This window comes from Frischella japonica, from assembly GCF_014489845.1.
Taxonomy (GTDB): Bacteria; Pseudomonadota; Gammaproteobacteria; order Enterobacterales; family Orbaceae; genus Frischella; species Frischella japonica.
The window spans coordinates 302604-323591 of sequence record NZ_JABURY010000006.1; the positions used below are offsets into that span (position 1 = coordinate 302604).

The 20988-nt window shown below is 33.0% G+C and carries 21 protein-coding genes and 3 tRNA genes; 14 read left to right on the forward strand and 10 right to left on the reverse strand.

The annotated features are described in order from the left end of the window. Positions 1-36: 36 nt before the first annotated feature. From coaA to FcAc13_RS02775, 4 genes are all read left to right on the forward strand, one after another. Positions 37-975, forward strand: a complete 939-nt coding sequence (gene coaA / locus FcAc13_RS02760) for a type I pantothenate kinase (protein WP_187754665.1) — start codon at positions 37-39, stop codon at positions 973-975. A gap of 60 nt (positions 976-1035) precedes the next feature. After that, positions 1036-1461 (forward strand): DUF1090 domain-containing protein, encoded by a 426-nt coding sequence (locus FcAc13_RS02765; RefSeq protein WP_187754666.1) that lies wholly within the window; start codon positions 1036-1038, stop codon positions 1459-1461. 275 nt (positions 1462-1736) lie between these two features. Then, positions 1737-1916: a nucleoside phosphorylase-I family protein gene (locus FcAc13_RS02770; protein WP_187754667.1), complete on the forward strand. Its 180-nt coding sequence runs from the start codon at positions 1737-1739 to the stop codon at positions 1914-1916. Positions 1917-2232: 316 nt separating this feature from the next. Then, the gene (locus tag FcAc13_RS02775) at positions 2233-3459 is read left to right on the forward strand and encodes a nucleoside permease (protein WP_187754668.1); all 1227 of its coding nucleotides are present in this window, start codon (positions 2233-2235) and stop codon (positions 3457-3459) included. Positions 3460-4233: 774 nt separating this feature from the next. On the opposite strand, the gene FcAc13_RS02780 is transcribed toward FcAc13_RS02775, so the two are convergent. The 9 genes from FcAc13_RS02780 to FcAc13_RS02820 form a co-directional block, all read right to left on the reverse strand. Next, positions 4234-4845: an AAA family ATPase gene (locus FcAc13_RS02780; protein WP_187754669.1), complete on the reverse strand. Its 612-nt coding sequence runs from the start codon at positions 4843-4845 to the stop codon at positions 4234-4236. An 11-nt stretch (positions 4846-4856) separates the two neighbouring features. Beyond that, positions 4857-5714, reverse strand: a complete 858-nt coding sequence (locus FcAc13_RS02785) for a class II fructose-bisphosphate aldolase (RefSeq protein ID WP_187754670.1) — start codon at positions 5712-5714, stop codon at positions 4857-4859. A 12-nt stretch (positions 5715-5726) separates the two neighbouring features. Further along, complete coding sequence (locus tag FcAc13_RS02790; protein WP_187754671.1) at positions 5727-6131, reverse strand: tetratricopeptide repeat protein; 405 nt, start codon at positions 6129-6131, stop codon at positions 5727-5729. Between the two features lie 15 nt (positions 6132-6146). Continuing rightward, positions 6147-7436 (reverse strand): PTS sugar transporter subunit IIC, encoded by a 1290-nt coding sequence (locus FcAc13_RS02795; RefSeq protein WP_187754672.1) that lies wholly within the window; start codon positions 7434-7436, stop codon positions 6147-6149. A 20-nt stretch (positions 7437-7456) separates the two neighbouring features. Next, entirely contained in the window at positions 7457-7759 is a 303-nt protein-coding gene (locus tag FcAc13_RS02800; protein WP_187754673.1) for a PTS sugar transporter subunit IIB, read from the reverse strand. A gap of 26 nt (positions 7760-7785) precedes the next feature. After that, complete coding sequence (locus FcAc13_RS02805; RefSeq protein ID WP_187754674.1) at positions 7786-9876, reverse strand: BglG family transcription antiterminator; 2091 nt, start codon at positions 9874-9876, stop codon at positions 7786-7788. A 595-nt stretch (positions 9877-10471) separates the two neighbouring features. After that, positions 10472-10547: transfer RNA gene (locus tag FcAc13_RS02810), tRNA-Lys, on the reverse strand. A 10-nt stretch (positions 10548-10557) separates the two neighbouring features. Beyond that, positions 10558-10633: transfer RNA gene (locus tag FcAc13_RS02815), tRNA-Val, on the reverse strand. A 49-nt stretch (positions 10634-10682) separates the two neighbouring features. After that, positions 10683-10758: transfer RNA gene (locus tag FcAc13_RS02820), tRNA-Val, on the reverse strand. Positions 10759-10958: 200 nt separating this feature from the next. Between FcAc13_RS02820 and FcAc13_RS12360 the strand changes: the two genes are divergently transcribed. The 6 genes from FcAc13_RS12360 to tusA all read left to right on the forward strand — a co-directional run bounded on the left by FcAc13_RS12360 (position 10959) and on the right by tusA (position 15389). Then, the gene (locus tag FcAc13_RS12360; RefSeq protein ID WP_187754675.1) at positions 10959-12032 is read left to right on the forward strand and encodes a PilN domain-containing protein; all 1074 of its coding nucleotides are present in this window, start codon (positions 10959-10961) and stop codon (positions 12030-12032) included. Next, the gene (locus FcAc13_RS02830) at positions 12025-12561 is read left to right on the forward strand and encodes a hypothetical protein (protein WP_187754676.1); all 537 of its coding nucleotides are present in this window, start codon (positions 12025-12027) and stop codon (positions 12559-12561) included. Before FcAc13_RS12360 ends, FcAc13_RS02830 begins: the two co-directional genes overlap by 8 nt. Further along, positions 12554-12937: a hypothetical protein gene (locus tag FcAc13_RS02835; protein WP_187754677.1), complete on the forward strand. Its 384-nt coding sequence runs from the start codon at positions 12554-12556 to the stop codon at positions 12935-12937. Before FcAc13_RS02830 ends, FcAc13_RS02835 begins: the two co-directional genes overlap by 8 nt. Before the next feature lies 1 nt (position 12938). Beyond that, the gene (locus FcAc13_RS02840; protein WP_187754678.1) at positions 12939-14207 is read left to right on the forward strand and encodes a secretin N-terminal domain-containing protein; all 1269 of its coding nucleotides are present in this window, start codon (positions 12939-12941) and stop codon (positions 14205-14207) included. Between the two features lie 134 nt (positions 14208-14341). Then, on the forward strand, positions 14342-15160 hold the full coding sequence (gene yigL / locus FcAc13_RS02845; RefSeq protein ID WP_187754679.1) for a sugar/pyridoxal phosphate phosphatase YigL: 819 nt from the start codon (positions 14342-14344) through the stop codon (positions 15158-15160). 1 nt (position 15161) lies between these two features. Beyond that, complete coding sequence (gene tusA, locus FcAc13_RS02850; RefSeq protein ID WP_187754680.1) at positions 15162-15389, forward strand: sulfurtransferase TusA; 228 nt, start codon at positions 15162-15164, stop codon at positions 15387-15389. A gap of 169 nt (positions 15390-15558) precedes the next feature. On the opposite strand, the gene FcAc13_RS02855 is transcribed toward tusA, so the two are convergent. Further along, positions 15559-16962, reverse strand: a complete 1404-nt coding sequence (locus FcAc13_RS02855) for a phosphoethanolamine transferase (RefSeq protein ID WP_187754681.1) — start codon at positions 16960-16962, stop codon at positions 15559-15561. Between the two features lie 446 nt (positions 16963-17408). Between FcAc13_RS02855 and FcAc13_RS02860 the strand changes: the two genes are divergently transcribed. The 4 genes from FcAc13_RS02860 to FcAc13_RS02875 are packed head-to-tail and all read left to right on the forward strand — an operon-like array spanning position 17409 to position 20941. Beyond that, a complete protein-coding gene (locus tag FcAc13_RS02860; RefSeq protein WP_187754682.1) occupies positions 17409-18320 on the forward strand; it encodes a metal ABC transporter substrate-binding protein in 912 nt (303 codons plus the stop codon). Next, positions 18320-19213, forward strand: a complete 894-nt coding sequence (locus FcAc13_RS02865; protein ID WP_187754683.1) for an ATP-binding cassette domain-containing protein — start codon at positions 18320-18322, stop codon at positions 19211-19213. The genes FcAc13_RS02860 and FcAc13_RS02865 overlap by 1 nt, the downstream gene beginning before the upstream one ends. A gap of 1 nt (position 19214) precedes the next feature. Beyond that, a complete protein-coding gene (locus FcAc13_RS02870; protein WP_187754684.1) occupies positions 19215-20081 on the forward strand; it encodes a metal ABC transporter permease in 867 nt (288 codons plus the stop codon). Further along, positions 20081-20941 (forward strand): metal ABC transporter permease, encoded by an 861-nt coding sequence (locus tag FcAc13_RS02875; RefSeq protein ID WP_187754685.1) that lies wholly within the window; start codon positions 20081-20083, stop codon positions 20939-20941. The genes FcAc13_RS02870 and FcAc13_RS02875 overlap by 1 nt, the downstream gene beginning before the upstream one ends. Positions 20942-20988: the final 47 nt, after the last annotated feature.

Genomic DNA, 20988 nt, shown 5'->3' on the forward strand with positions numbered 1-20988 from the left:
AAATTATGAAATTATCGATTCTTAACTAAATATCTTATGGATAACAATCATTTAAGCCCTTATATGACGTTTGATCGTAAAGCGTGGGCGGCTTTACGTAATGCGGTACCCATGACGCTTACCCAATCAGAGCTAACGTCTTTACAAGGTATCAATGAAGATTTATCGTTGCAAGAGGTCAGTGAAATTTATTTACCCCTTTCTAGACTGCTTAATTATTACATAAGTAATCATTTTACACGTCACATGATATTGTCTCGTTTTTTAGGACAAAATCATAAGATTCCTTATGTTATAGGTATTGCAGGTAGTGTTGCTGTAGGTAAAAGTACAACTGCTAGGGTATTACAGGCACTATTAACGCGCTGGCCTGAGCACCGTAAAGTGGCTTTGGTTACCACAGACGGTTTTCTTTATCCTAATCGCGTTTTACAAGAACGAAATATAATGGATAAAAAGGGGTTCCCCCAATCCTATGATGTAAAAAAATTATTAAAATTTGTTGCCGATATCAAATCTGGAGTTGATAAAGTCTCAGCACCAGTCTATTCACATATGGTATATGATATTGTTGATAATCAAACTATCGAGATTGAAAATCCAGATATATTGATTTTGGAAGGATTAAACGTTTTACAAAATCAAGCTAATGGTGCTGCAAAAAGTAATCGGGTTTTTGTATCGGATTATGTCGATTTTTCGATTTATGTTGATGCGGAAATACCTTTATTACATGATTGGTATATAAATCGCTTTTTAAAATTCCGTGCTGGTGCATTTAGTGATCCTAATTCTTACTTTCACCATTATTCACAAATATCTGAATCAGAAGCATTAGCTAGAGCTGAAAAAATTTGGAAAACAATTAACGAATTAAATTTGATCGAAAATATTTTACCGACCAAAGAACGCGCCAGTTTAATTTTGACTAAAGGTTATGATCATCGAGTCGCTCATGTTCAATTAAGAAAATAATTTTTGGGTATTGGTATAGTGTAATAATTTTACTGAGAATGAATAGGGGATTATGGTGTTATGAAAAATAAAACAATGATTAACGTGATTGTATCCGTTTTGCTTTTGTCATTTAATGTGATGGTGAATGCTAAAGATGTTAATGGTTTGACCTGTTTAGGTAAACAAAATTCATTAAATAAGCAGATAGAATATGCCAAGAAGATAAAAAATCAAGCTCAACTCAAAGGATTAGAAAAGGCATTAGATGAGGTTACTGCATTTTGTAATAATGACAACCTAAAAGAGAAGTATCAAGAAAAAGTGAAAGCTAAGTTGGAAAATTTACATGAGAAACAAGAGAGTTTACATCAAGCTAGATTAAAATCTGATGCCGAAAAAATCGCGCAACAAGAAAAAAAAGTCACTAAAGCTGAAAAAGAATTAAAACAAGCACAACAACAGTTGAATTCTTTTTACCAAGCTCTTGAATCAGAACGTCGATGAGAAATAAAGTTAATTTTTTTTAAGTAAAATCGCAAATTAACATTATTTTGTAATTAATGGTCATTCTAATTGATAAATCATAGAGATAAATCAGGTAGATGCTTGCAAAATAAAGTCATTTCTTTATCATTGTAGCCATAGTTGAGCACGATTTATTTTACATTGGTATAATTTAATCATGCTGTTAGCAATTGATTGGTTTTTAGGCTATTTTAAAGTCGCTATGTAAAATAATCGCAATCCAAATTTAATAGATAAAAAATTTAGGAGCTTTTATGTTGACACCCCATATTAATACTAATTCTGATGTCTTAGTTGAATTAGTACTTATGTCTGGTGAAGCTTTACATATGCAATTAATAACCAAAACTTTTTTAAATTATTCTTGTGATCAAATCGATGTTCGTAATGAATTTATGTATACGGCGGGTATCACGTTATTCGAATGTCGGTGATTTAACATGGTTTCAAAATGCCTATATATGCAGTTTAGGCCATCAATATAATTTAAAGTAATGATAAATAGCGCTTAATTAGTTTAAAATTATAAGTCGAAAACGAGTATGTTTATCCATATACGTTATGCTAACACCTCAATTGTTTGTAGGGTTTATAATCATATTGATCAAAAAGAATGCTCGCTGTTAAATATAAAATTCTGTTATCGAAATGATTATTGCTGTGCTTAAGTCGGTGTTATTTGCTCAAAGTATAAAATATGTTAATTAAGATCAGTTAATCCAAGTATGTCATTGTGACGAGACAATATTTATGAATATTATAAATCGATTAAAAACATTATCCTTTTTACAATTTTTCATCTGGGGATGTTGGTTAATAACCCTCGGTTCTTATATGATTAATACCCTCAAATTTTCGGGATCAGATGTTGGATGGGTATATAGTACATTGGGAATTGCATCAGTTTTAATGCCGGCGCCGATTGGCATATTAGCTGATAAATATATTTCTGCTAATCGTTTATATGCATTTTGCCATATTATCTGTGGTATTTCGCTTTACTTTGCAGCCAGTGCAACAACGGTAAATGAAATGTTTTGGATAATGTTAATTAATTCATTAGCATTTATGCCCACGTTATCATTATCTAATTCGGTTTCGTATTATTGTTTAGATAAGTATAAATTGGACACTGTTGCAAATTTCCCGTTAATCCGTGCTTGTGGTACCATGGGCTTTATTTTAGCTATGTGGATTATTAGTATATTACATTTAGAACTGAGTAATTACCAACTCTATATTGCTGCGATAAGTTCTTTGGTATTAGCGATTTATGCATTGACTTTACCAACCGTAGAAACGGTTAATGTTACAACTGAAACCTCGTTAATTACCAAATTGGGCTTTGATGCATTTGAATTATTTAACTCCTATAAAATGGCAATTTTCTTCTTATTTGCGATGCTATTAGGGGCTGTATTACAAATCACGAATACTTTTGGTAATCCATTTTTACATGATTTCGCTCTTAATCCAGATTATAAAGATAGTTTAGTTGTCGAATATCCGGCAATCTTATTGTCATTATCTCAAATTTCTGAATTTGCATTTATTTTAACGATTCCGTTTTTCTTAAAGCGTTTAGGTATTCGTATAATCATGTTAATGTCGATGTTAGCTTGGACATTACGCTTTGGTTTCTTCGCTTACGGTGATCCCTCACCAATAGGATGCATTTTTCTAATGTTATCTATGATTATTTATGGATGTGCATTTGATTTCTTTAATATTTCTGGTTCCGTCTTTATCGAAAAAGAAGTTGATCCAAAAATTCGAGCGAGTGCTCAAGGATTGTTTATGACCATGGTTAATGGCTTCGGACTTTATTTTGGTATGCTATTTAGTGGTAAAATTGTTGATTATTTTACTGTAGATAATATTAAAGATTGGCATTCAATTTGGCTAGTCTTTGCTGGTTATTCTTTAGCATTAGCCGTATTATTTTATTTTATGTATCCAGATAAAAGAAAAATATAAAGTAATCATAATGTCTATCATCTTATGATTGCATTCATAACCGATGATTTATCATCGGTTTTTTGTATTTTACATGCAGTGTTTTTTACTTTTGAGCAAAAGATTCAGGTTTTTACCTGCTATGTAAAAGTAATTTATCACTTAATAACAAATAATTTATTCATTGAAGTGAGTATTTATATTCAAATACATTTTTGACAATGTTTATCAGGCATCTAGCCAACTTTTAGGATTATGTTCCGAAGGCAAGATAATAAATGTTACAAATTATCAAAAGAAAAATTTTAGTTTTAAATCATTGTCAATTTATTAATGGACATCGTATCTAGTTGTGTAATGGTTATTTACTCACTACCACGGCATTATATATTATTAAGTCAATCTCCACTTTTATATAAAATTTCTTAACCAAAATTCGAATTTGTTAGTTTAATAATTCTGAACGGTAAAGTTAGATGCTGTTTTTACTATTTCAGCTGCTTGGGTTGCTATGAAGAATTTAATACTACTATGTCAATAACCTAATATTAGGTGCAGTATTAAATCACCCGACATTATCGTTAAGTTAAGTGAAAAAACTAACGGCTCGTTCAATTTAATTCATTTAATAGAAAAAATGGTTGATTTTCACAATTAATAATCACAGCAGATTAAAGCGTTGCTGATAAATCATTAATAAGAAAAGCAGCATCCTAGCTGGATTAGATAGTTGTATTTGTTTAGTAGGTGATAATGCCGACAGAGTAAAGTCGGCATTATCTTTTTGTTTTAACCCTATTGGTGAATGATGTTTTTCAATTGGTATAACAAGCCTGTATAATCAACTTTAGCATAATCAGTAACATCTACTTCGATTAAATGACCTAAAGCAAATTGATCGTATTTTCTGGTGTGACAAATTTGATAAAACTGTTCTTTAGTTACTAAATCATCGGCTAAATTGCGATCAGCAAGCTTATCGCCATAATGATAATGCTGCATTATATGACTTAAATGGCGTTCTGATGAACGATCGCGCTGGTAGCGACGTTGCCATAACACATCAAAGTCAGCTACCAAACGAATGGTGATCACTTGATAATGATATTGCTGCGCAAATTGGCTTAGTTGCTTTTTCTGCTTATTACTAAAAGGGTATTCAGAAATTATGATCTTTTTACCCGCATCCATGTACAATGCTAGGATTCCATAATAAAAATGCCAAACTTTGTGTTCTAATGCCACCTTTTCCGCCTTAGAATTAAAGCCAATCGATTCGGCATACAAAACTTTAGCTTCATCGGGTGTTATTACCAAACTATCATTAAATTGTTGTTGCAATTTAGTGATCAGATAGGTTTTTCCAGTACATGGGCAGCCCGCCAATAAAATGAGATATTTCTGCATACCCACGTTCCTCAATTAATGCGACTATTCAAATTAAGAAATAAACGCATTTTATGTTTCACAATCTCTTTTACTGCTTGATTTGCAGGAATAATATTGTGCCTTAATGACTGATTTACTTCAGTTTGTGCAAACTTGTCTTTGGCAGTTTGTGTCCAGTTAACTAACAACTCAGTACCAACATTAAATTTGCGAATGCCATTATTGATAAGTTCTGGGTAATCTTCTTCTTTAACACCTGTACCACCATGAATCACGAGTGGAATATCAACCATAGCATGGATCTCTTTCAATAACGGAATATTGACTTCCGTTTTTGATTTAAATTGACCATGATTCGTGCCAATGGCTATGGCTAAAGCATCAATGCCAGTTGCTTTGACAAATTCTAATGCATCTTTAGGTTTAGTGTAGACTTTATCATTAGGATTGACGTGAATGCCTTCTTCTGTGCCACCTATGGTACCTAATTCACCTTCAACCGATACACCATGCGCATGAGCATATTCAACTACGGCACGCGTTTTTAAAATATTTTCTTTAAAAGGGAGTGATGAACCATCAAACATGACCGAAGTGAAGCCACTATTGATTGCCTCTTTGATATCATCAAAACTTTTAGCGTGATCTAAATGTAATACAGCATCAACAATCTCTTCATCTGCGATGGCTTTTACGGCATTAACTAATACTTTAAAACCAATATAACGTGCTGTATCCACACTAGTTTGGATAATAATTGGTGCGCCGACTTCTTTGGCAGCTCGAAGCATATCGGGCAACATTTCTAAATTGTGCGTATTAAATGCGCCAACGGTAAAATTAAGTTTTTGGGCTAACGAAGTCACATCTTTTAGGGTAGTATACATAATAAATTTCCTTTAATCTCGTTGAATCGTTACTTGTTTGGCGATATTGCGCATAGCATCCATCTTATTCATCCAAAAATCGATATCGGCCAGCGAACCATTTTTTGCTGCATCAGCGCGTTTTTGATTGTATAAACTCATTAACATTTTATAACCCTCGCCAATGGTTTTTTTATGTTGTAGGCTGATTTCTAAGTTCTCGATAGCCAAATCAATATGATCTAATTGCTGATAAAATATGCCGGTTTTTTCATATAACGCCGCTAAGGTAGATGCATCATCTGTATCAGCGATTTGCTGTTGTATTTGAGTTATCGATTGCTCAATTTGTGCGATCTGTTCTGATGTTAAACAACTTTTTATTTCACTCTTTGGCGCTTCGCTGTGTGGTTTATTCCTTTTGAAGAAGCTAAACATATTACGGCTCCTTAATTAAAAGTGTTTCAGGATTGGACCTAAAATCCATGCATAGAGTAATGCGACCGTCACTGTATCAACATCGGTTGCTGTCGCATTGACAAAGCCCATTTGAGTGAAGATAGTGACTAACAATGCCGGTAATAAGGTAATAAAGAAGCCATGGGCTATGCCACCAATTAAAGCTCCCCGTCGTCCGCCTACTGCGTTGCCAAAGATACCGGCGGTACCACCAGCAAAGAAGTTAGTTAACATACCCGGTAAAATCATCGCTAAACCAAAGATGGGTAAGGTTAACATCGCAATAACAGTACCAATTGAAGTAGTGATAAATCCTAAAATAACGGCATTCGGGCTATATGGGAAGAACACCGGACAATCAAGCGCTGGTATTGCGTTAGGTACAATTTTCATTGCAATACCTCTAAAGGCCGGGACTATTTCACCTAATAATAAGCGTACACCTGCTAATAATACATAGATACCTACCACAAAGATAATTGATTGTGTAAAAGCATAGATCACATAGTTTTGTCCACCAGATAAGGTTGAGGCATAGTTTTCACCAGCAAATAGTGCGGTAATAATATATAGAGGCACCATCACGACCATAACTGATAGGTAAGTATCTTGTAGAAATTCGAATGACTTCGGTAATTTCATATCTTCAATTGAACGTTTATTTTCACCTTTTTCACCCACTGCGTAAGCAACACCGGCTTCAAATAGATACCCGATAGTACAAAAATGACCAAGAGCGATATCATTCGAACCAGTGACTTTACGAATAATAGGTTGTGCAATGGCAGGCATTAACACCGCAAAAATAGCACCAATTAAACCACCTACCAGAATTAAGGTGACACCAGTCAGACCCGCCACACTACCAAATACTGTAGTCATGGTTGCCATCCATAATATAGCCTGACCGGTTAAGAAGATATATTTCCAACGGGTAAAGCGCGCAATAAGAATATTAAAGATGAAAATCATTAAAAAAGTAAGGGCAATATCACGTCCTAATCCAAGCTGATTCATGGCTTGTCCATTAATTGCTTCAATAGAAGGAATGATTCCCTGCATGGCAAATCCAGCAGTGAAAATCTGACCAAAATAGGTTAAACTGCCAACAATAATACTTGAGCCAGCATTAAGTACCTGAAAACCTAATAAGGTTTTCAGGGTCCCTGATAGTATTTGTCCAATTGATTTTTTTTGCAGAATAAGCCCAAGCATCGCTATTAAACTAATGGTGATAGAGGCCTGAGTTAAAATGTTATCAATAATGAAATTAATTACGTTCATAGTATCCTCCTATTTACCCTCTAGATCAGTCCTTTTTGTTGTAAAACGGGACTTAGCTTTTCCTCAATTTCGACTTTGGAAACAATATTTTTGAGAAACACAATGGTGGTTTTTTCACTAATATTGAACTTAGCAAATTGCGGACGGAAGTTTTCTGCGGTTATGATAATATCGGCATTCATAGCGGCAGCAGAAGAAATATCAGTATGATCTAATTTAGCATTTACGCCTTTAGCTTTTAGTACATCTTCGGTTGCCATTTGTGCAGCAAAACTACTTCCTAGTCCTGCACCACAAACAAATAAAATGGTTAAATTTTGCATTTACTCTTCTCCTACGTGTTAAAAGTTCAAACTTTATTTAGTTCATTAAATAATATTGCTTTAAATTGTTGTATCGAATGACACATTATGAGTTGGTCTAGTTTCTGTTCATCATTGATGAGTTCAATCAAACTACGCATAATATTAAGGTGTGAAAATGAATCGATGGCTGCCAAACAAAAGATAATCTTTACCGGTCCCATATCTGGATTACAAAAATCAACCGGTTCACGCATAGTGACCACACTGACCCCTAATTGCTTAACACCATCTTCAGGGCGAGCATGCGCTAATGCTAAATGCTTACCTATCACAATATACGGACCATACTGCTCGACCGAGTTAATCATAGCTTCGATATAGGAAGGTAAAATAAAGTGTTTTGTTAATAATGGCTCAGCAGCAAGGGTGATAGCTTGGCGCCAATCACGACAATGTTGCTGTAAGATAATGTCTTCATCTGTCAGAATATCTTTCAACATAGGCTGAATTTTCCTTTTATTAATTTTAAGATTGTTAAGCGCTAGACACTGTTCGAGTCGGTTATAAATGGGGGCAGATACAATACCGCCACTATCTTGAATTAAATCGACGAGTGAATAGAAAAGATCAGTTGCATCAGCTAAATGATTGACAATGCGTTGATTAGCTCGATGTTTAGCTAAAAAATCGGTGATAATAGGATGATTTTTTTCTTTTAAAATGGGTTCTAATACTAAAACAGGATGCGCAGTATGCTGTAATGGAAATGTTGAAAAGATGAGGTCAAAATCAAGCTGTTCCAATAAGTCTAAATCATTACGTCCCAAAATTGCCAGGATATCAATATTAAAAAATTCTTTGAGTGTTTCAGCTAACAAATTGGAGGTAGCAATACCATGATCACATAGCACCACTGCTTTAAAATAGTAACTACGATCTTGATTTATCGCACTGGCAAACGTTGAAAAATGAATGGTTAAAAAAGCGATCTCATCATCTGAAACTTTATGACTTAATGTTGTTTCTAGCCCTTGTACAAAGTTTTTTATCGCTAAGTAAATTTCACCATAATTTTGTTTGATGCTATCAAGTAGTGGATTAATAATATGAATATTATTGCTCACTCGTGCAATCAATCCGGCTAGATGTTTGCAAAGATTTTCGTAAAGTTGTTCTTGTTTAGTTGAGAAAGGGATTTGTGTTTTTTCTTCGACATAGTTAACTAACTTGATGGCTAATAACTGTGCATTTAACCACTCGACATAATTATTAATATCCTTAGTATTAAAGGCCTCTAGCATGTAAATGATATATTGCTGCTCTTGCCGATTAGCTTGCAAAGACATCCGTCGACAAACTAAATCAATAAATTTGGTGATTTGGTCGGATTCAGTATGATTAAAATCGCTTCTGATCATTGTCAAATGATGTTGATGTATATTACGAATCAACCAAATCGCGGTGAAAATAACAATTTGTTGTACATAAATTTCATCATGAATCTGGCTAATCGTTTGATGAGCAAGTTTTAATAAATTTTGAATAAGTTTATGTGGAATAAAGTTAAATAAAAGTTGTTGTATTGAACTTAATTCATGCAAAGGTTTATCAAGTTCAAGATTGCCATAAAATTGATTAATTGCTTCGTACATCATTAAGCGGATTGAACGTTCTAATCCGACAAATTGCATGCCTTGCTTAGGTAAACTGGTTAATTCAATATCATACTTTCTTAAACGGGCTTTAAGTTTGCGGATATCTTCATCTAATACACTTTTAGATACAAAATAGATACTTTCTTTATGAGTTAAAATAGTTGGGCAAGCTGAAAAAGCGATTGACAATAATAAATCAAATTGACGTTCGTCTTTACTTAAAAAGGGTGAAATAGCTACTCTCAATAATGCACTATGAATGGACTGTTTCTGATCGGTTGTTGCATCTAGTATAAAACCTTTACGACGTATCGTTGAAATGAAAGGTAACTGTCTATTTTGTAAAAAAACATTCATTTCATTAATTTCGTTACGAATGGTTCGGGCACTAATTTGAAATTCTTCTGATAACATTTCAATGGTTAATGGGTAGTCGACTGAAATAAATTTTTTAAATAATTCTATTGTTCTTGTTCTCATAAATTTATTCACCTATTTACTTCTTAAAAGCAGTATAAGTGAGACAAATTTGCTTACCTAGTTGGTATTTTTGCAAATATAAATTGCAAAAATTATGGATAAAGGCATATAAATATAAGTAAGTTGATGATTAATAGTTAAAATTGTTAGCTATTAACATTGCGTATTCTCGGTCAATAAAGTTAACCGGTTTGACATTTAATAATTGATCTTAGCAAATTGGGTTTATTTGAAACGATATGAGTTGTGCAACATAAGCAATCTTTTTCAACATAAATGGCTATATGTTGGAATTAAAAGTAATCATACTGTTTTAGAAAAGATACATTATTTTGCTAACAATGAGTTGAACTTTTTTGGAGATATTAAAAGCACTCATCATTTATCGTGATGAAAACAAGCGGAAATTCTAGATCGGTTATAAATCGGATAACCCAAGCCAAAATTCCTTTAACTTTAATAAATAAGATAACTAATTATTTATTAAAAAGTTAATAAATTTTGAAGATGGCGAAGTTAATTCGAATTAGCTAATTGGTAAACAATATATTAAAAGTAAATATTATAAATGCTAAATAATTTTTAGTAAGAAAAGTGGTGGGTCGTGAAGGATTCGAACCTTCGACAAACGGATTAAAAGTCCGCTGCTCTACCGCCTGAGCTAACGACCCATCTTGCAGATGGTGGGTGATACCGGGTTCGAACCAGTGACCCCCTCCTTGTAAGGGAGGTGCTCTCCCAACTGAGCTAATCACCCCAAAATGAAATTAAAAAAAGATCTAATTTCAAATTACACGGTTAAGAATTGGTGGGTGATACCGGGTTCGAACCAGTGACCCCCTCCTTGTAAGGGAGGTGCTCTCCCAACTGAGCTAATCACCCTGACCGTGTGGAAAAGCATTATAAGGATCCTGACTTCTCAGTCAACACTTTTTTTCATTTTTTTGGAGATAGTTATTCTTCCGATGTAAATTTAAACATATTTTGCGTAAGCTTTCGCAGAAATACTATATTTGGGCGGTTTTAGATCAATCTTTTGTAGATAATCACGATTTCGCAAACTGATTAAAGGTTGATAAAACGTGTATTACATTACAATTTTTGTTGAAGAATTTTTACTAAACTGCTGTATTGGTCAATTGAAAGGGCAAAAAATAATCATTTTAACCTCTCAAACGTTTAATAAAGATGAACAATCAATAGCAGATTTTACACTATATATAAAAAAAAACTTGCCTCAGGTAAAAATAAAGCCGATTTGTCGGTGTATTTTAATAGATCATGGTACAAAAAAAGCCAGTTTGGCATTACCTAACATTCCGTTATTACCTTTTGAAATAGACAATTATGTCAAACAAAGTTTATCTAGAATATTTATTAACCAGGAAAGTTTAGCTTATGATTTTATAATTGAAGATAAAAGGCAAACGGCGGAAGGGAATCTACAAATTATTGTTTATGCTTATCCAAGTAGGCAAATTGATAGATTAATAAAACTATTCCCATGGCAAGTTATCTTTGTAGGTATTCCTAATCAGTTCATAAATGAATCAGATGTTCTAAAGTTTGACGTTAATGCGCTGGCAACAATGAAACAAATTGACGGTATTAATTTATTACCCTGGCGCAATTGGCAAAGAAAAGCGCGAAGAAAGCAATTTTTTTATGTATGTTTTAGTCTATTAATAGTTATAACATCAGTGTCAATAATCTTATACTATTTGGCCTTACAAGCACTAAATCAACAAATTCATCGTAATACTCAATTACAAGATCTTTATTTAAAATCCAAATCACAGTTAACACAATTAATTGATATCAATAAACAAAATAATCAATTAAAAGCGACTTTGACTCAACGACAATCGATTACTAACAATTATGCACACCTTATAGAATCATTAATGAGTTTATCGGAAACGATTCCCAATAACCTATGGTTAAATTCACTTGAATATTACGATGATCACTTGAATATCAACGGTGTCAGTTATTTATATGATGATATTTTATTGTTTTCACTGCAATTAGAACAGCATAATTTGATTATGAAGAGTGAAATTACAACCATAAAGAAACACTATGAACAATTGTTATTTAATATCAAGATTCAATTAGATCACGCACAAAATAGTAGGGGATTAGATTATGAATGAAAAACTTGATTATTGGCTTTATCAACCGAATAAGTTCCGTTATAGCACTATTTTAATAATAGTACTAATAATCTCCTATGCTATTTATCTCATTGGAATACGGCCTATTTATGATCAGCAAGAGCAACAAAATTTGCAATATCAAACATTAGAACAAGATATTACACATTTAGAGCAGGAAATAACTCAATTTCCAACATTTTCTATATTAAATCATGAGAATGAACAATTAGTTAGCCAATTACAAAAACTAACCTTCATGCTAAAACAACAAAATCATATCTTTATGCAACTGCTGGCGCAAAGTCATTTAAAACTAATGGAGTTCACTAATAAGAATGACACGGATGTTATTCATTATCATGTTAAAGTAAGCGGTTATTTTCATGATTTACTGATTTTCCTTGAAAGTTTAAGTCAGCGCTCAATTTTTCTTCAACTTGAGACAATTGGTATCGAGAGACAAAACGATAACCTGCTTGTTTCTTTGTCTTTTCTTTCTAAATATCATCAGGTTTCTTATGAATAAATATGTGGGGATTTTATTATTGCTTTATTCATTAATAACGCATGCAGCTCAAAATAAAGATATGAAATTAAAAGATCCTTTTCAAATGCCACAATTAATCCCATGCGCAGATATAGAAACACAATTGCGAAATCAAATAAATCAATGGCAATTTCAAGGTTATGTTGAGCAGCAAATGGGCAGTCAGCACATAATTGCAATTATTCATAAGGTTAATAACAAAATATGGTTAACGCTTTCTGATTTAACCGTTCCTATGCAGCTTTTGCCGTGGAAAATTATAACCATTACACGAACTGAGATCCATTGGCAAGCGAATTTACCTGATTATTGTCAGAAAAACTTAATTTTGACAATGAAATTACAAGGGGTTTAGCATGAATTATTATCGATATCTAAATCAATTGATTAAAAGTGGTATTTTATTAATTTTACTATTAATTACCCGTCAAGGATACCCAGCTGAAAGCCATCAGCCAGATCGTATCTCGATTAATTTTTATCAAGCACATACCAGTATTATTCTTCAATCTTTGGCCGAACAGCAGCAGCTTAATTTAGTGTTTAATGATAGCATTGATCCTATCCAAACCATTAAACTTAATAATGTTAAATGGATTAAAGCACTGGATGTGGTGACCCAATCTGCAAAATTACAATATCAGATTGATGATAACTTATTACTGGTTAATCCTCTGCCCGATCCTAAAATTATCGCAGAACAAAAACTGCAACAACAAAAAGATGAAGAGTTAAAATTGCCGCTAAGCTATTTATCAGTTGCAGTCAATCATGCCGAACCGAAAACAATTAGCACTATGGTTAGTGAACAAAATTTATTATCAGAAAGAGGCAAAATTTTTATAGATGATCGCACTCATAATTTGATCATTTATGATATTGAACCAAATTTGCCCAAAATAGCCACCTTAATTAAACAATTGGATCGGCCTATTCCACAAATTCATATAGCGGCTCACATTATCACAATGAGTACGGAAAGTGCCGATGAGTTAGGGATAAAATGGGGATATACCAAAAATTCTTCGCAATTTATTCAACAGTTAGATATTAATATGGGGGTTAGTAATGCGCCTGCTACTATAGGGTTTAACTTAGCTAAACGTTCTAGCAATTTATTAAATTTAGAATTATCGGCTTTGGAAGCTGAAAATCAATTAGAAATTATTGCCAGCCCAAATTTATTAACTTCTCATCAACATACGGCCTATATTAAACAAGGAACAGAAATTCCTTACGAAGTCTCCGGAGAAAATAATGGAACCACAACTATTGAATTTAAGCAAGCCGTATTAGGGCTAGAAGTAACACCGCGGGTTTTAACTGAGCATCAACTGGAGTTAACTTTATCTATTACACAAAATACTATAGGGCGTTCAATCAAACGTAGTGATGGTGGCGAAGCCTTAGCAATTAATACCCAAGAAATTCATACTCAAGTATTAGTCAATAATAATGAGACATTGATCCTTGGAGGTATTTTTCAACAGAGTCATAACCAAAATCAACAAGCGGTACCTGGTATTAGTCATGTTCCTGTGATAGGGGAACTTTTCAAATATCGTGGCAAACAGTGGCAAAAAAGAGAGTTGATTATCTTTATAACCCCACAGTTAGTATATTAATTAATTTTACTTATATTATAACTAGTAATTTAGCGTTGATTTGGCCATCGTGTATAAACTATTCAATCCACTTTAATGGTAGTCTTGGTTAGTATATAATAAGGTCTACAAATTTCAATTATAACGAGTTTATTATGTTCCATATTGTTGCATCGGATTTAGATGGTACCTTATTAAACACCGATCATGCTCTATCTGCTTATACAAAAGAAACGTTACAAAAGTTAAGAAAAAAAGACATACATTTTGTTTTTGCTACTGGCAGGCATCATATTGATGTGGCTCAGATGCGTGATAATATGGATATTGATGCCTACATGATTACCTCAAATGGTGCCAGAGTACATGATAGTAAGGGAAATGTTATTGTCAGTTTAAACTTACAACCCTCCATTGCTTATGAAATTGCTCAAGTTGCTATGGATGATTCATTAGTCTATACTCACATTTATCGTGGCGATGAGTGGTTGATTAACAAAGAAGATCCTGAGTCACTCGAATATTTTAGTGAAAGCCATTTTAAATACCGTTTATTTGAACCAATTGATTTTGCCACTGATGATATCGCAAAGATCTATTTTACGACTAATGACGATTCTCATAATATTCGTTTAATTGAATTAAAAAACCGTTTAAAAGCCCATTATGGTAATGAAATTTCAATAGCTTTTTCAACAGCAAATTGTTTAGAAGTAATGGGTGCTAATGTGTCAAAAGGTAATGCTCTAGCAGCAGTGGTAAAAAAATTAGGCTACACGTTACAAGATAGTATTGCTTTCGGTGACGGTATGAACGATTTAGAAATGTTATCGATGGCTGGTAAAGGATGTATTATGCAAAATGCTAGTGACGAATTAAAACAATGTTTGCCACAAATAGAAATTATTGGATCTAATGCTGATGATGCGGTTCCTCATTATTTAAATAACCTTTATTTCAACTCAATTAAATAGTATGTACGCAGATAGAGAACTTGATACCTTAGGATTACGTTGCCCCGAACCAATTATGTTGGTGCGTAAAACTATACGGGAAATGAGTAATGGGCAAATTTTACACATTATTGCTGATGACCCAGCAACAATACGTGATATCCCCGGATTTTGTCGTCATATGGAACACCAACTTATAGACGCACAAACCGAAACAGCACCATATCATTATTGGATAAAAAAGCATTAAGAGTATTAAAGTTTCAATGCTTAATCGAAACTGTCAATATATCCAAGAATAGTTTCAAAATTCATAAAATGCTAAATTTTATCACTACCTACAAAAATACAGCTGCCAAAACATAGTTTTTATTTGGCAGCTGATGCGAGCGTATTAATTATCAAAAATACCTTAAAATTTATTGATCAATGATTTTATCATCAAGTAGCTCATCATAATATGCTAATTCATCATAGGTTTTAACCATTATATTTGATTCTAGTGGAAATGCTTCAAATTTAAATTCGGTAGATAATTGATCTGATTTAACCCCAATTTCATTAGCAAAAAGATCTAAAAAGTGAAATGCTGATAAGTTTTTCTTTGTATAAATATGATCTTTTATATTCGATTTAATGATAAAAAGCGGGACTTTGTATCCTTGTTTATATTTACCAGAATGTTGAATCATAACTTGATTGTTTTCATCAAATGACATTTTTTGCCCGTGATCTGAGAAATAGATTAATGAATAGTCTTTATTTGCTTGAATTAATTGATTATTAATATTCTCAATAAATGCATCAAGTTTATTCAATGTAGCTAAATAGCAGTTAAATTTAATACCATATTGTAAGTTATAGCTATTCGGATAATTAAATAATCGTTTACATGGATTGTTATGTGAACCATACATATGAACAAATATTATTTTAGGTGAAGGGTCTTCAACCAAAATTTTATCTAATTCATCTAGTAAATCGAAATCATCCCGATATCTATTTATGGATGTTTTTTCATTAAGAAATTTAATATTATCAGCATACATAGCAATTTGACTAATTAAGCTATCATGTATACCAATGACACCTTGATTTGAAATCCAATATGTTTTATAACCTGCTTGCTTAGCTAACGTAACGATATTATTAGCAAAATTAATCTCTTCTTTATCCAAAGTTTGTGCTAATGTTCTTGATAAAGAATATGTTGTAAAAGGTGCAGTTGCTATATAGCCATCAATGAATATACCATTAGCTTTATTAAGAAATGGTGTGGTTTGATGATGATAGCCATATAGTGATAAGTATTCTCTATTAACACTCTCACCAATTACTACCACAATATTATTATTTTTCTTATCAACTGATATGATATCCCAGGTAGGTTGACTATTAAAAGACTGTTCAAATTTCTCAATATTTTCAAAAAAATAAATTGATTGTTTTACAGCATCGGTTACATGATCTCCACTAGGAAGCAAAATAAAGATGAATGGAAATAATATTAAAAATATCAATTGTTTTAAAATATGTTTAGATTTTTTTCCATATTTCCAATAAGAATATACATAATAACTACTAGATAATATTACCAGCAAACTTAATAAATAATAATAGCCTGGATAGATAAGTATATTATCAAAGGCTTCTGTTATATTTGTTTCTCTCAGTGCATATAGTAATCCACCATTAAGTTGACCATATGTAATCCCAAAAGGAAGATAAATCGCAGCTATTATTGAATATACAAACATGATTATTACGGTAATAAAATGATATCTTGCAAAAAGGAATAACAATACCAGCATAAAAAAATTCATTAATTCAAAATTATAACCATATGCAATTGGAGATATATAGGCGAGATAAATCATCGAAATAAATGTTAATGAAATGTGACATAGACTACTATTGAAAAAATTATAACCTCTTTTTATCATTTTTTGAGGTAGAGCCATTTGATCCTCTCAGTTAATTATTATGTAATCAAATTTTGATTAAAATTATCTATATTAATTACTAATTGTCAAAATTAATTTAAAAATGTCATTTGGGTTAAAAAATTAAAAATCAATCAATTAATTAATTAATTAATTGATTAATTATTATTTTTTAATGTTTTACAATATAATTAAAATCTATTACATAGATAGCTATCAATTTAATTTATTTAATAAATAATATTATTTTCAATTAGGAATTGACTTTTACACTATAAATGATAATAATTCTCATTATCTTTTAAAGTAAATAATTGGAGTTGAATATGAATTGGTTTGTTGCAAGGATAAATAAAAAATTTTTTTCCTTAGTCGGTTTATCACTGCTTTTCTGTATTAGTCAATTTAGTCATGCTGCCGAAAAAAAATTCAAAGTGGTTACAACTTTTACAATTATTCAGGATATTGCGCAAAATATTGCTGGTAATGCGGCAATTGTCGAATCAATTACCGTTCCTGGTGCAGAAATCCATGAGTACGAACCCACACCAAAGGATTTAGTCAGAGCGCAATCTGCAGATCTGGTACTTTGGAATGGTTTGAATTTAGAACGTTGGTTTGAACGTTTTTTTGAGGATATTAAGGATGTACCGTCGGTAATAGTGAGTGAAGGTGTTGATCCAATGCCTATTCGTGAAGGTAGTTATAAAGGTAACCCGAATCCTCACGCATGGATGTCCCCAACGGAAGGGTTAATTTATGTCGAAAATATCCGTAAAGCATTAGTGAAATATGATCCTAAAAATGCTGAAATTTATAACCAAAATGCGGCTAGCTATATCAAAAAAATTCAGGATATGGATCGGCCACTACGTGAAAAATTATCCCGTATTCCACAAGAAAATCGTTGGTTAGTAACCAGTGAAGGTGCATTTAGTTATCTAACGCGTGATTATGGTTTTAAAGAAGCCTATCTATGGCCAATTAACGCTGAGCAGCAAGGAACACCAAAGCAAGTTAAAGCGATAATTGATTTGGTCAGAGCTAATAAGATTCCGGTTATTTTTAGTGAAAGTACGATTTCAAATAAGCCAGCAATTCAAGTTAGTCGTGAAACCGGCATTAAGTATGGTGGCGTATTATATGTTGACTCACTCTCACAGCAAGATGGTCCCGTACCGACCTATATTGATTTATTAAATGTCACTGTTGAAACGATAGCAAAAGGTTTTGAATAATGAATGATCATGTCCATCCTGTCACATTAGATGTTAAAAATCTTACAGTAACCTATAACAACGGTCATACTGCGATTCATGATGTTAATTTTACACTTCGTGGCGGAACTATTTGTGCTTTAGTCGGTGTAAATGGAAGTGGAAAATCGACACTATTTAAAAGCATCATGGGAATGGTAAAACCAAGTAAAGGTCATGTTGCTTTAAATGATACTCCTGTCACAGCAACATTAAAGCAAAATATTATAGCTTATGTTCCACAAACTGAAGAAGTCGATTGGGATTTTCCTGTGTTAGTTTCTGATGTCGTGATGATGGGACGTTATGGCAAAATGTCTTTTCTTCGAATACCCTCGAAGGAAGATAAACGGCAGGTAGATATTGCATTAGAATTGGTAAATCTCTCCGCTTTAAAAAATCGGCAGATCGGTGAACTTTCTGGTGGTCAAAAAAAACGAGTATTCATTGCCCGTGCTATGGCGCAACAAGGTAGGGTATTGTTACTCGATGAGCCGTTTACTGGTGTTGATGTTCAAACCGAAAATGCCATTATCGATTTATTGAAAACACTACGTGAAAAAGGGCATTTAATTTTAGTATCAACTCACAATTTAGGCAGTGTACCTGAATTTTGTGATCAAGTTGTGTTATTTAATCGTACGGTACTCACTTACGGCCCAACCAAAACGACATTTACGCCACAAAATCTTATGCAAACCTTTGGTGGTGCATTGCGTTATTTGAGTTTGTCTGGCAGTCAATTGCATGATGATGAAGATTCGCGAATAGTATCTGTTTTAACTGATGATGAAAGAGCGGCTGTTTTTTATGGTGAAGGTGAAAATCAACCTCCTCATGATAATTTATTAATTGACGAGTTACGGACAAAATAATATGTGGGATATCCTTTTAGAACCTTTTCAATATGAATATATGATTAAGGCAATTTGGGCGAGCAGTATTGTTGGCGCAGCCTGTGCATTTTTATCTGCCTATTTAATGTTAAAAGGTTGGTCACTTATGGGCGATGCATTATCACACTCAGTGGTACCTGGGGTCGCCGGAGCTTATGCACTAGGCTTACCTTATTCGATTGGTGCCTTTTTTACTGGTTTTTTAGCTGCAATATCAATTATTATCATTCGTTATGTAAGCCGTTTAAAAGAAGATGCCATTATTGGTTTTATCTTTTCAACTTTTTTTGCTATTGGTTTATTAATCATTTCACTCAACCCAACTTCAGTCAATGTGAATAATATTATAATGGGCGATATTCTCACCATTCTTGACGAAGATATGTTTCAAGTTGAAATTATTATTGCAGCCTCCTTATTTGTACTGGTCTTTATTTGGAAAGACTTATTACTGGCTTTTTTTGATGAAGTTTATGCGCGTTCGATTGGCATTAATACTTTAGTCTTAAAGATTATATTTTTTACGATACTTAGTGCTTGTACTGTTGCTGCATTACAAACTGTTGGTGCAATACTAGTCATTGCAATGGTGATAACCCCTGGTGCAACGGCTTATCTATTAACTAATCGTTTTCCTATTTTATTAATCATCGCGGTATCAATTGGTTTTGTGACAAGTGGCATTGGCGCTTGGATCAGCTATTATCTTGATGGAGCTACCGGAGGGGTAATTATTTCGTTACAAACCATGATTTTTATCTTGGCATTTCTGTTTGCGCCGCAACATGGATTAATTCCTAATCGACTGCGAATTCGCCGTAAATCGAGAAATAAGGAGCATGCATAATGGATTGGCTAAATATTCTTATTGAACCGCTCAGTTATCCATTTATGCAGCGGGCTATTATTGTATCGATTACGACTGGATTTGTATGCGCTATTTTATCTTGTTTTCTGGTGCTTAAAGGTTGGTCATTAATGGGGGATGCGATTTCCCATGCGGTATTACCGGGAATTGTTTTGGCGTATTTAGGTGGTATTCCGATCGTAATAGGTGCTTTTATTTCGGGCTTTTGTTGTTCGTTAGCGACTGGCTATATTAAGGAAAATTGCCGTGTTAAAGAAGATACGGTAATGGGGATTGTTTATTCTGGGATGTTTGCCTTTGGGCTAGTATTATTTTCCAAAGTCGATACCGAACAACATCTTAATCATATTTTATTTGGTAGTTTATTAGGCACAACCAAAGCAGAGTTATATCAAATTGTCATTATTGCGACGATTGTTTCGTTAATTGTGTTATTCAAACGTAAAGATTTAATGTTATATTGCTTTGATCCGGTTCAGGCGAAAGTAATTGGTTTATCGGTAAGATTACTGCATTATGGTTTACTTGCCTTTTTAGCATTAACCATTGTGGCCTCATTGCAAGCTGTTGGCGTGATTTTGGTTATCGCCATGTTAATAGCACCAGGCATTATAGCGTTTCTCTTATCCAGAAGATTTGAACGAATGTTAGTGATAGCAGTTGTCGTTTCAATCAGTTCGTGCACTTTTGGAACGTTGATTAGTTTTCACTATAGCGCAAGTAGTAGTGCATGTATTGTTTTAATTCAAGCATTAATTTTTATTATTGCACAATGTTATCGCCTGGTGAGTAACTATTATCATACAACACTTAATAAAAAATATGTTCATACATCATAAAAGTAGTAAAGCTAAACTAAGTGGATGCCAGAGTTAATAACTTGGCA